This window comes from Clostridium nigeriense (genome assembly GCF_900086595.1).
In the GTDB taxonomy this organism is placed as follows: domain Bacteria; phylum Bacillota; class Clostridia; order Clostridiales; family Clostridiaceae; genus Clostridium; species Clostridium nigeriense.
The window spans coordinates 2,088,463-2,101,352 of the sequence record NZ_LT575472.1; the positions used below are offsets into that span (position 1 = coordinate 2,088,463).

General features: G+C 26.8%; 9 protein-coding genes and 1 riboswitch. Of the genes, 6 read left to right on the forward strand and 3 right to left on the reverse strand.

Going from position 1 to position 12,890, the window contains the following annotated elements:
* The first annotated feature begins 4 nt into the window (after window positions 1-4).
* Window positions 5-1,384, forward strand: a complete 1,380-nt coding sequence (locus BN6774_RS10055) for a sensor histidine kinase (protein WP_066893200.1) — start codon at window positions 5-7, stop codon at window positions 1,382-1,384.
* A 24-nt stretch (window positions 1,385-1,408) separates the two neighbouring features.
* On the opposite strand, the gene BN6774_RS10060 is transcribed toward BN6774_RS10055, so the two are convergent.
* Entirely contained in the window at window positions 1,409-2,188 is a 780-nt protein-coding gene (locus BN6774_RS10060; protein WP_066893202.1) for an acyl-CoA dehydratase activase, read from the reverse strand.
* Window positions 2,189-3,340 (reverse strand): double-cubane-cluster-containing anaerobic reductase, encoded by a 1,152-nt coding sequence (locus tag BN6774_RS10065; protein WP_066893206.1) that lies wholly within the window; start codon window positions 3,338-3,340, stop codon window positions 2,189-2,191.
* A gap of 180 nt (window positions 3,341-3,520) precedes the next feature.
* On the opposite strand from BN6774_RS10065, the gene ybaK reads away from it, so the two are divergent.
* The 4 genes from ybaK to metH all read left to right on the forward strand — a co-directional run bounded on the left by ybaK (window position 3,521) and on the right by metH (window position 10,480).
* A complete protein-coding gene (gene ybaK / locus BN6774_RS10070) occupies window positions 3,521-3,988 on the forward strand; it encodes a Cys-tRNA(Pro) deacylase (RefSeq protein WP_066893208.1) in 468 nt (155 codons plus the stop codon).
* A 145-nt stretch (window positions 3,989-4,133) separates the two neighbouring features.
* Window positions 4,134-5,081 carry a DUF7916 family protein gene (locus tag BN6774_RS10075; protein ID WP_066893210.1) on the forward strand — a complete coding sequence of 316 codons (948 nt, stop codon included), beginning with the start codon at window positions 4,134-4,136 and terminating at the stop codon, window positions 5,079-5,081.
* A 132-nt stretch (window positions 5,082-5,213) separates the two neighbouring features.
* Complete coding sequence (hydA, locus tag BN6774_RS10080) at window positions 5,214-6,605, forward strand: dihydropyrimidinase (RefSeq protein WP_066893212.1); 1,392 nt, start codon at window positions 5,214-5,216, stop codon at window positions 6,603-6,605.
* Between the two features lie 54 nt (window positions 6,606-6,659).
* Window positions 6,660-6,757: riboswitch (SAM riboswitch) on the forward strand.
* A gap of 72 nt (window positions 6,758-6,829) precedes the next feature.
* Complete coding sequence (gene metH, locus BN6774_RS10085; protein ID WP_268873138.1) at window positions 6,830-10,480, forward strand: methionine synthase; 3,651 nt, start codon at window positions 6,830-6,832, stop codon at window positions 10,478-10,480.
* Between the two features lie 38 nt (window positions 10,481-10,518).
* Here metH and BN6774_RS10090 read toward each other — a convergent pair whose 3' ends face one another.
* A complete protein-coding gene (locus BN6774_RS10090; RefSeq protein ID WP_066893214.1) occupies window positions 10,519-11,235 on the reverse strand; it encodes an HAD family hydrolase in 717 nt (238 codons plus the stop codon).
* 277 nt (window positions 11,236-11,512) lie between these two features.
* On the opposite strand from BN6774_RS10090, the gene BN6774_RS10095 reads away from it, so the two are divergent.
* Entirely contained in the window at window positions 11,513-12,712 is a 1,200-nt protein-coding gene (locus BN6774_RS10095; RefSeq protein WP_066893216.1) for an acetate kinase, read from the forward strand.
* The last annotated feature ends 178 nt before the right edge of the window (window positions 12,713-12,890 follow it).

Consider the following 12,890-nt stretch of genomic DNA (forward strand, 5'->3'; position numbering starts at 1 on the left):
AAAAATGAATATTTTAACAAATTGTTGTTTAAAAAAATCATCTTATATATTAGATAATATAAGTGATTTCTTAGAGTACGAAAATTTAATATCAGATAAGAATATAGCAATAGGTATTTATAATTTTCCAAGTTTAAATCTGATTAAATATAATAAATATTATTATAACCTATTAAAGAATGTAGAAGTGAATATAAAGAAGTTCAATGATAGTTGTATTTTAGAAATAAAAAGAAAAGATAGCAAAAATGAATCTTTTTTGTCAATTTTATTAAAATTTACAGATATTAAAGATAAACAAATATTTGATAATATATCTATAGATGGGGAAAAAAAATATTATAAATGTACCATAACACCAATTTATGAAAAGAATACTTTACAATATATAATAGTTTCTTTCGTAGATAATACAGAAAATATAAAATTAGATAGAGAAAATAAATTGTTAAAAGCTAAAATTAAGGACTTAGAAAGAAATAATGGATATGTAAATACTTTAGATAATTATTTCATGGATAACAATTTACATTCTAGTTTATATAAAAAGAATAATTTAGAAATAATGGATTATTTAATAAAAGTGCAAAGTGAATTAGAACTTAAATTAAAAAATCAAGAAGAGTTTTTTTCCTTTATCGCTCATGAATTTAAAACACCATTAACTATAATAAATTCATCTATACAATTATTAGAGAGCATATATTCATCAGAATTGTCTAATAACGTAAAAAAGTATATAGACAAAATAAATATAAGTACGTTACAACAATTAAGATTAGTAAATAACTTGTTAGATATATCTAGAGCAAGTTCAGGATATTTAAATATTAATTTTAGAAATTATGATATTATAAGTGTAACAAGATTAATTAGTGAATCAGTAAAAAGCTTTGCTTTAAGAAAAAATGTTAATTTAGAATTCATATGTGATATTAAAGAAAAAATAATAGCAATAGATGATGAGAAGTATGAAAGAATATTACTTAACTTATTATCTAATGCTATCAAATTTACCCCACAGAATAAATCTGTAAAGGTTATTATAGAAGATAAGGATACATTTATTAATATTTATGTTAAAGATGAAGGTGTTGGCATTCCTAAAAATAAACAAGAAGAAATTTTTCACAGATTTGTGCAAGTAAACAATGATTTAACAAGAAAATCTGAAGGTACAGGCATTGGTTTGTGTTTAGTTAAATTACTTGTTGAGGCTATAGGTGGAAAAATAAATCTTAAAAGTACAGTTGGAAAAGGAAGTACTTTCATTATAGAATTACCTAATAAAAGAATGGAAAACAAAAACGTAGATATGAATCTTATGGATAATAGACTTGTCCAAACGTTGAATATGGAATTTTCAAACATATATTTTGAATAGTAAAGATAGATATTTCTATCTTTACTATTTTATTTTAATATATTTCCTATATCCTATGATAGCGGCACCTATAGCTCCAGCATATTGACTTAAATCATGAGTAAAAACAGTATGATTTAAATACAAGCTTAATATTTCTTTAAATGATTTAGAGTTAGCAAGTCCACCGGTGAAAAATACTACATCATCAGTACTTAATTTTTTACTGAAGCTAGCTGTTCTTTTACCAATTGAATGCAATACCCCTAAAGCAATATCGCCTCTATCTATGTCTTTAGCTAAAAGACTAATTATTTCACTTTCTGCAAAAACAGTACACATACTTGAAATATTTACTTTATTTTTATTTTTAACAAAGTTATCTATATTACTTATATCTTCTTCTAGTATCCTCATCATAACTTCAATAAATCTTCCAGTTCCTGCAGCACATTTGTCATTCATAATAAAATCTACTACGTTAAGAGAGTTATCAAGCTTTATAGCCTTACAGTCTTGTCCACCTAAATCTATAATTGTTCTAGTTCTCGGATTTAAAAAAGCAGCACCTTGGGCATGACAAGTAATTTCTGTAACTTGTTTATTAGATTCTTCTAGTAAAGCTCTTCCATATCCAGTAGTAACTATGAATTTTACTTTTTCATTATATAAAGTATTGTACACCTTATATAATGTTTCTTTTGGTTTAGCTGATGTTCTTATTTTGAATGTTCTAATAATTTCTTTTCCATTAAAAAGGGCACCTTTAGTATATGTTGATCCTGAATCAATTCCTAAAGTATAATATTCTATTTCTTTATTCATTTATAGCATCTCAATAAATGCAGCCATTCTAGTATTTAATTGACCTATATCACTTGTAGAAAAATCAGTTTCAACACTCATATAAGGTATATTTTTTTGGTCATTTACAAATCTTTTTATGGATAAAGTTTCAACATTATAAGTATGACATGCAGTTAAAATAACATCGATTACTGCATCAACCTTGTAATCGTCTATCATTTCATCAAGAAGTTTTATTCTATTTGGATTAGGTGTCATACATGAGCAACCAATGGAAAGGTATTTTCTTGCTAAAGCATCATAAATATCAGGATTAGTTTCATCAACTAATTCATCTACAGCCTTAGCCCCACTACAATTTTCAAAAGCTACAACATATGCTCCATTTTCTTCAATTGCTTTTATCACTTTTTCAGTAGCTGTTCCTAATGGACATCCAGTTATTAATATTCTTGGTTTTTCATCATAATTTTTATTAACATTATAGTTTTCTTTTATTTTATTAATTAAGTCATTAATTTTATTAGGTATAATTTCTTTATTGAACTCAAAGGTTGTACCATTTAAAACTTTAAAAATATCTAGACCAGTAATAGGTACTGGATTTAACTTACCTAGTTCATAAAATTCTTTTAAGGCTTTCCTTTCATTATTTTTAATTAATATAGCTTTTCTTATATCATCTTCAGATATAGATGTATTAAACTTTTCTTCTAAAACTTCTTTAAGCTTTATAATTTCATTTTTCCAAAGTTTAAAACCATCTTCACTTTGAGAGTTTGGTAATTCCATAACATGAACAGGCTTAAACTCAGAAAGATATTCATACATTTTCTTTTTGCCATCACAGGTAGTTTCTCCAACAACTAAGTCTGAAAAATAAAAAAATGGACATTTATCAGTTTTAGCAAATCCATAACTAGATTTGATAAGGGGACAAAGATTACGAGGTAAGTCTTGTTCTGCATCTCCTATAGTTTCGTCGGAAGAGGCACATAAAGAAACTGTAGAAGCTCCCATAGCTAAAGCAAGTTCTTGAGGGAAATAGGTGCAAAATACACCAATAAGAGGTATGTCCTTTTCTTTTTGTTCTTTAGCAACCATAAAAGAATTTCTTCTAATTTCACCGAAAGTTTCAAAAATTTCAGGTAATTCCTTTTGTAATTTCATATTTTTTCTCCTTTAAATTTTATGTAAATAATTATTATAAATAGATTTACATTAATATTTTATCATGAAAACATATTCAGTTGGTAGTAAATTCTGAAAATTGATACTAGGTCTTATTGATATAACAAGAATTGTTTTATAAAATATATTTAAATAATATAAAGTTTTGAGGTAATAAATATGGATGAAAAAACAAATGTTATGAGAATATTAGAAAAGAAAAAAATAGAGTATAAAAGTTATTCTTATATAGATACTGATGCAATAAGTGGAATAGAAGTAGCAAATGTTTTAAAGCAAGATCCTAGACAAGTATTTAAAACTCTTGTTACAGTAGGAAAATCAAAAAAGTATTATGTGTTTGTGATACCAGTAGAAAAAGAACTAGATTTAAAGAAAGCAGCTAAAAGTGTTGGTGAGAAATCTATAGAAATGATAAAGTCAAAGGATTTACTACCACTTACAGGATATATACATGGTGGATGTTCCCCTATTGGGATGAAAAAAAATTTTACAACTACAATTGATTTATCAGCGAATGGGTTTAAAACTTTTATATTTAGTGCTGGTAAAATAGGATATCAAGTAGAATTGTCATTAGATGATTTAAGAAAAATAATAAAATTTCAGTTAGCAGATGTAGTATAAATAAAAATTAAATTAAGGGAATAAACACTTCTTAAGGCTTAGAACTTTTGCTATAAATAGAAATATTTGATAAAATTATACTTGAATAAAAGAAACTAAACAAAAAGAATTATATATAAACATATAGTTTGTAGGAGGAAATCATATGAAAAGAATATTTGAATTAACTACAAGTGATATTGAGAGTATTAATAAAAATACTTTAAAAGAGATAATTGAAAAGTCAGAAGGAAGAACTGTTATGTCTGAAAACATAATAAGTTATACACCTTACATAAGAGAAGTGTCTAATTTAGAATTATCTGCTAGCTTTGGTGCTGATATGATCACATTAAATACATTTAACTTTGAGAAACCTTTTATTTTTGGTATAGATGGTGGAAATACTTTATTTACAGACTTAAGTAGAATTTCTAAAGAATATGAAGATAAGGTTCAAAAGAATATTAATGATAAGGATTATATAAAAAATATTAAAAAATTAGTTGGAAGATTAATTGGTGTAAATTTGGAGCCTGTACCAGATGGTAGTAATTATGAAAGAGGATATACATTAAATAAAGAAAATTTAGAGAGGGTTAAGCAGTATGGTTTTGATTATGTTGTATTAACAGGTAATCCTAATACTGGGGTTAGTGGAGAAACTATATGCAATGGTATAAAGCTAGCAAAAGAAATATTAGGTGACGATACATTAATAATTGCAGGTAAAATGCATGGAGCAGGTAGTGGAAATATTTATGATGAAGAAACTATTAAAAGCTTTATAAATGCTGGAGCAGATGTAATATTAATACCAGCACCTGGAACAGTACCTGGTTTTGATACTAACTTAGCTAGGAATATTATATCAATGATTCATAAAGAAAATGCTTTAGCAATGACTACTATTGGTACATCTCAAGAAGGATCAAGTAAGTCTATAATTGAACAAATTGCTTTAAATTCTAAGATGGCTGGAGCAGATATTCAGCATATTGGAGACTGCGGTACTTTTGGTATGGCTATTCCAGAAAATATTATGACATTATCAGTTGCCATTAGAGGAATAAGACATACTTATAGAAGAATGGCTCAATCTATATTAAGATAATTATTATTTTAATAATTATTATCATTATGATAAATAAATTTGGGTGCTTTATTTGATTTCATGGCAATTCTAAATTGGCATAATGGTTGCTTCATTTAGTTATAAAAAAGAATTAGAGAAAGAAGTGATAAAATGTCTTTACTAATTAAAAATGGTAATGTTATTACAGCTAGTGATACTTATATTGGAGATATTTATATTGAAGATGGGATTATTAAAGAAATAGGCTATAACCTAAATAAAAACTGCGATGAAACCATAGACGCTAAAGGTAAATATGTTATTCCAGGAGGGGTAGACGTACATACTCACTTAAATTTAGATGTAGGAATTGCTATTGCTAATGATGATTTTTATACAGGTACAGTAGCAGCAGCTTGTGGTGGAACAACAACAATTGTTGATCATATGGGATTTGGACCAAAAGGATGCAACTTGAAGCATCAAGTTGATGTTTATCATGGTTATGCTAAAGAAAATGCAGTAGTTGATTATGGATTTCATGGAGTAATTCAGCATATAAATGATGAAATTTTAAATGAGATGGAAAGCATAGTAAAAGAAGAGGGAATACCAAGTTTTAAAGTATACTTAACATATGATTATAAATTAGAAGATGAAGATGTATTAAAAGTTCTAAAAAGACTAAAGGAACTTGGAGGAATTACTACTGTTCACTGTGAAAATCATGGTAGCATAAAATTATTAAAAGAATATTATGTTAGCAATAATTTAAAAACGCCTAAATATCATCCTTTAAGTAGACCTGTTGAAGCAGAAGGTGAAGCTGTAAATAGAATGATTAATCTAGCTAAAATAGCAGAGGATGCACCATTATATATAGTGCATTTATCTTCTGAAATAGGATTAAGTTACATAAAAATGGCACATGAAAAAGGTGAAAATGTTTATGCAGAAACTTGTCCTCAATATTTAGTTTTAGATGATAGCAAATATGAGCTTGAAAAAAATGAAGGATTAAAATATATTATGAGTCCACCTTTAAGAAAGCAAAGTGATATAGATGCTTTATGGAAAGGGATAAATGATGGACATATAAAAACAATTGCAACAGATCATTGTCCCTTTGCATTTAATAAGGATAAACAACTTGGAAAAGATGATTTTACAAAATGCCCTAACGGTGCTCCAGGAATTGAGGAAAGAATTCCTTTGATTTTTTCAGAGGGAGTAATGAAAAATAGAATAAGTGCTAATAAATTTGTAGAAGTATGCTGCACAAATCCAGCAAAGATATTTGGTATGTATCCGAAAAAAGGATCAATTCAAGTAGGATCTGACGGAGATATAGTTATTATTGATCCAACTATAGAAAAGAAATTAAATGTTGAAGAGTTACATTCAAATGTAGATTATACTCCATATGAAGGAATAAAAGTAAAAGGTTATCCTATTTATACTATTTTAAGAGGAGAAATAATTGCTAAAGATAATAAATTTATTGGTAAAAAGGGTTATGGACAATTTATAAAGAGAAAATCTAATGACAAAGAATATAAATAGTTAATAAAAATTGACATAATTATCTAAAGAATATATAATTATATAAATTAAAAGATCTTATTAAGAGTGGTGGAGGGACTGGCCCTATGAAGCCCAGCAACCTACTTTAAAGTGTGGTGCTAAATCCTACAGAGAAATCTGAAAAATAAGAGAAAATTATTATGAACTTAGTGAATCTCTTCTTTTTTAGAAGAGATTTTTTATTTTTGAAAGGGGGCAATAAATTGAATTTAAATTTTGAAATTATTAATGATTTACAAGATAGAATATTAGTTATAGATGGGGCAATGGGGACTAATATTCAAAACTATATGCTAAATGAAGAGGACTATAGAGGGAAACTATTAAAAAATTTTCATATTGATCAAAAAGGTAATAATGACTTATTAAGCATAACACAAACAGAAATAATAAAATCTATCCATAAGGGTTTTCTAGAAGCAGGTGCTGATATTATAGAAACAAACACTTTAAATTCCAATAAAATTTCTCAAAGTGATTTTGGTCTAGAGAATTTAGTTTATGATTTGAATTATAAAAGTGCTAAAATAGCTCGTTGTTTATGTAATGAGTTTACAATAAAAGATGGTAGAAAAAGATATGTAGCAGGTTCAATAGGACCAACTACTAAAATGGCTTCTTTATCTCCAGATGTGGAAGATCCGTCTTTAAGGAGTATAACATTCGATGAATTGAAAGATGCTTATATAGAACAGATAGGTGCTCTTATAGATGGGGGGATAGATTTAGTATTAATTGAAACTATTTTTGATTCACTCAATGCAAGAGCAGCAATTATAGCAGCCAATGAAGTATTTAGATTTAAAAATAAAACTTTACCAATAATGATATCTGGAACTATTGCAGATAAATCAGGGAGAATATTATCAGGTCAAGATATATTAGCTTTTGCTAACTCAATGAAAAATGAGAATGTTATTTCGATTGGTTTAAATTGTTCTTTTGGAGCAAAGGATTTAATTCCATTTATAAAAGAGTTATCTGATACACAAGAATTGTTTATTTCTATATATCCTAATGCAGGACTTCCAAATGAATTAGGCTTTTACGATGAATCACCTAATATAACAGCCAGTTATATTGAAGAAATGCTAAAGGAAGGATATTTAAATATGGTTGGTGGGTGTTGTGGAACTACTTTCAAGCATATTGAAGCTATATCAAAAATATCTAAAAAATATAAACCAAGATCAATTAAAGAAAAAAAAGTAGAAAGTATATATTGTGGATTAGAAATAACTAAAGCTAATAAAAATTCTAATTTTATAAATATTGGAGAAAGAACTAATGTAGCAGGATCAGCTAAATTTGCAAGATTAATTAAGGAAAAAAAATATGAAGAAGCTTTGAATATAGCTAAGAATCAAGTGGAAAATGGAGCTCAAATTATAGATATTAATTTTGACGATGGTCTTTTAGACAGTGAATATGAAATGGAAAACTTTTTGAAGTTAATAGCTTCGGAACCAGATATATCTTCAAAGCCTATTATGATAGATTCTTCAAGATGGGAAGTTATTGAAAGAGGATTAAAAGTAATTCAAGGTAAACATATAGTAAATTCCATTTCATTAAAAAATGGAAAAGATGATTTTATAGATAAAGCTAAAATAATTAAAGACTTTGGAGCAGCTGTAGTTGTAATGGCTTTTGATGAAAATGGCCAAGCAGATAGCTATGATAAAAAGATTAAAATATGTAAAAGAGCTTACGATTTGTTAGTAAATGAAATTAATTTTCCTCCGGAAGATATTATTTTTGATCCTAATATTTTGGCTATTGCAACAGGAATTGAAGAGCATAATAATTATGCAGTTGATTTTATAAAAGCAACAAAATGGATTAAGGAGAATCTTCCATATGCTAAGGTATCAGGTGGGGTTAGTAATCTCTCATTTTCCTTTAGAGGTAATAATATAATAAGAGAAGCTATGCACTCAGTATTTTTATATCATGCAATTAAAAATGGAATGGATATGGGTATAGTAAATCCTGGAATGATTCAAATATATGATGATATTCCCAAAAAGTTATTAAAGTTAGTAGAAGATGTTATATTTAATGTAAATGAAGAAGCTAGTGAAAAATTATTAGAAGCTGCTAATTACTATAAATCTGATAATAAAAGAGAAGAAGTAAATAAAAATGATTGGAGAGATATTAGTTGTAAAGAAAGGCTTGAATACTCATTAGTTAAAGGAATTACTGATTTCATCGAAGAAGATTTAAAAGAGGCATTACAATTATATGATAGAGCTCTAAATATTATAGAAGGACCTTTAATGGATGGAATGAAAAAAGTTGGTTCTTTATTTGGAGAAGGAAAGATGTTTTTACCTCAAGTAGTTAAATCAGCTAGGGTTATGAAAAAAGGAGTATCTTTTTTAACTCCTTATATAGATAAAGATGGAAAAGGTGAATTTTCAAAAGATGGGAAGATATTAATTGCTACAGTAAAGGGAGATGTACATGACATTGGAAAAAATATAGTCGGGGTAGTGTTATCATGTAATAATTTTGAGGTGATTGATCTAGGAGTAATGGTTCCCTGCGAAGAGATAATAGAAAGAGCTATTAAAGAGAATGTTGATATTATTGGATTAAGCGGATTAATTACACCATCACTAAATGAAATGATTACTGTAGCTACAGAGATGGAAAAAAGGGGCCTTAACATACCTCTTATAATTGGAGGTGCTACAACTTCTAAAATCCATACTGCATTGAAGATTGATCCTAACTATAGTGGACCTGTTATATACGGATATGATGCTTCTAAAACTGTTGAGATATGTAAAACACTAGTGTCTAATGAAAAGATTAGTTTTATTAAGAAAACTAAAGAAGAATATAAAAAGCAAAGAGAGAATTATGGTAAAGAGAAACTTGAATATATTTCACTAGAGGAAGCTAGAGAAAAAAGTCTAAATTTAGATTGGGAAAAGCAATATATTAAAACTCCCAACTTTTTAGGTGTAAAAGTAATAGAAGAATATAGTATAAAAGATATACGCCCATTTATAGATTGGAGCTTTTTTTTCATTGCATGGGGAATGAAGAAAAAGTATCCAGAAGTTTTAAAAGATGATAAATATGGTGATGAGGCTAAAAAATTATTTACTGATGCTAATAGATTATTAGATCAACTAGAATTGAATAATATAGTAAAGCCTAGAGGAGTATTTGGATTGTTTAAGGCAAACTCTAATAATGATGACATAAATGTTTATGATAAGGATAATAACTTAATTGAAACTTTCAATATGTTTAGACAACAAAAGAAAAACAATAAAAATGTGTACTTATCATTAAGCGATTATATTGCACCAGAAAAATTAAAAATTAATGATTATATTGGGGCTTTTATAACTACAAGTGGAAAAGAAGCAAGAATATATGCAAATGAATTAAGAGACAATGGTGATGAGTATAATTCTATGCTATTAAGCTTTGTATGCGACAGACTAGCTGAAGCTTTTGCTGAAAAACTTCATTTAGATATTAGAAAAAAATATTGGGGATATTCTGAAAATGAAAATTTAACTTTAGATGAGTTATTAAAAGGAAAATACACAGGAATTAGACCAGCAGTAGGTTATCCATCTATAAAAGATCAAAAAGAAATTGAGAAGATATTTAAAATTTTAGATGGAGAAAATAATACAGGTTCAAAAGTTACGACAGGCTATATGATGGACCCACCATCATCAGTATGTGGATTATATTTTGCTAATGAAAATGCAAAATACTTTGATGTATATAAAATAGATGAAAATCAGATGAAGGATTATTCTAAAAGAAATGGATCAACTTTAGAAGAATTAAAAATAAGACTTCCATATATTCTAAATTAAATAAAATTAAGGAGATGTTATAAAGCATCTCCTTAATTTTATTTAATAATAAGTTCATTAATTTTCTCAACGTTACCATCTAATATTTTATAAGTACTATTAACTTCATAATTTAATTGAGGGGATATGTTAGAATGAATATATAATGTATCAAGTTTGAGATTTTTAGCTGGAGTTATGTCACAAAAATAATCGTTCCCTATCATTATAGTTTCCTTTACTTTTAAATTATATTTATTTAATAGAATATTATAGAATTCTTTACTTGGTTTACTTACTTTATAATCAGAAGAATAAAGAATTCCATCAAAATATTTTTTTATCCCTAAGAGTTCCAATTCATAAGACGTAAAAATCTTTTGTGCATTAGTCAATAGAAAAATTCTTTTATTTTTATTTTTTAATTTATCCAATAAATTAGCTACACCTTCATATAGTTCTAACTTTTCAATAGATAAAATTCTAAAAAAATGTGCTGTGTCTTTTATTAAATCTTTTGATGGATAAATGTTTTTATAAATATATAGTTCCTTAAATACCTCTTCTATATCAAAATCAGGATAGCTTGCACAAAGATTTGAATCTAATTTTTTATTAACTAACGTAAAATATTTAGACTTTAATTCATCTCTTGTATAAATTGCTCTATTAAATGAATAGAATAATCTAAGCTTTTCCCATAGAAATGAAAATTCTTCATTTGTATTAATATTAACTAAAGTTCCATATAAGTCAAATATATAGTTTGAATACATTTATAATCCTCCTTTTACTATTAAATTCTAAAATAAAATCTTAAGTCCTTCTCTTAAATTTAAATTGTATAAAAGTTGTATTTTTGTACAAAAATATTTGTAGTTATATTGGACATATGTATATAAATTTTAGTAAAACTTAGTTAAATAGACTAATATTAATAGATTAATTAGATTTTTATGTTTTTTCTAACATATTGAATAATCTATCAATTTGAATATATAGATTTTTAGTGTATTATATAATTAATAATATAAATAAAAAAGGAGAAGATAAATGAAGACATTAGTAATTAACTGTGGAAGCTCATCTTTAAAATATCAATTAATTGATATGGAAACAGAAGAATCCTTAGTGCAAGGATTAGTTGAAAGAATTGGTATTGATGGATCAATTTTAACTCAAAAAGTTGAAGGAAAAAATAAGTATGTAATTGAAGAAAATATGCCAAATCATAAAACTGCTATTAAGCATGTATTAAATGCTTTAGTAAATAAAGAACATAATATTATTGAATCTATGGATGAGATAGGTGCTGTAGGACATAGAGTAGTTCATGGTGGTGAAAAATATTCTCATTCAGTAATAATTGATAACGAAGTTTTAGAATCTATTAGAGATTGTATATCTTTAGCACCACTACATAATCCTCCTAATATAATAGGTATTGAGGCATGTAGAGAACTTATGCCTAATACTCCTATGGTAGCTGTATTTGATACTGCTTTCCATCAAACTATGCCAAAAGAAGCTTATATATGTCCATTACCATATGAATTATATGAAAAATATGGTATTAGAAAATATGGTTTCCATGGAACTTCACATATGTACGTTTCACAAAAAATAGCAGAAGTTATGGGAAAAGATATTAAGGATTTAAAAATTGTTACTTGCCATTTAGGAAATGGATGTTCTTTGGCTGCTGTAAAAGGTGGTAAATCAATAGATACTTCTATGGGATTTACACCCCTTGCTGGAGTTATGATGGGGACTAGATCAGGAAGTATAGATCCTTCAGTTATTAGTTTCTTAATGGAGCAATATGACTATACAATTAATGATATTGATGAAATATTAAATAAGAAATCAGGGGTTTTGGGAATATCAGGAGTATCTTCTGACTTTAGAGATGTCTTAGCGGAATCTGAAAAAGGAAATAAAAGAGCAAAACTTGCTTTAGATATATTCCATTATAAAGTGAGAGCGCAAATAGCTGCTTATGCTGGAATAATGGGAGGGGTAGATGTAATAGTATTTACTGCTGGAATAGGTGAAAATTCCGCTATTACAAGAAAAGAATGTCTAAGAGGATTAGAATTCCTTGGATTTGAAATTGATGATGAAAGAAACTCGATTAGAGGTAAGATCCAAGAAATATCAACTGATACTTCAAAAGTTAAAGTATATGAAATTCCTACAAATGAAGAACTTATGATTGCTAGAGACACAGTTAAATTAGTTTCTAAACTTTAATAAATAAGGCAGGTAAATAACCTGCCTTATTTTTCTATAAAACAAGATATGAAATTAAATTGAATAAAATTAAATATTGTAAAATTTAAAATAAAAGTAAGTAAATTAAAGCAAACAAAAGATAAAATAAAGCTATTAGATTTATTTAAATTTGTAAATGATAATTATTATTAATATA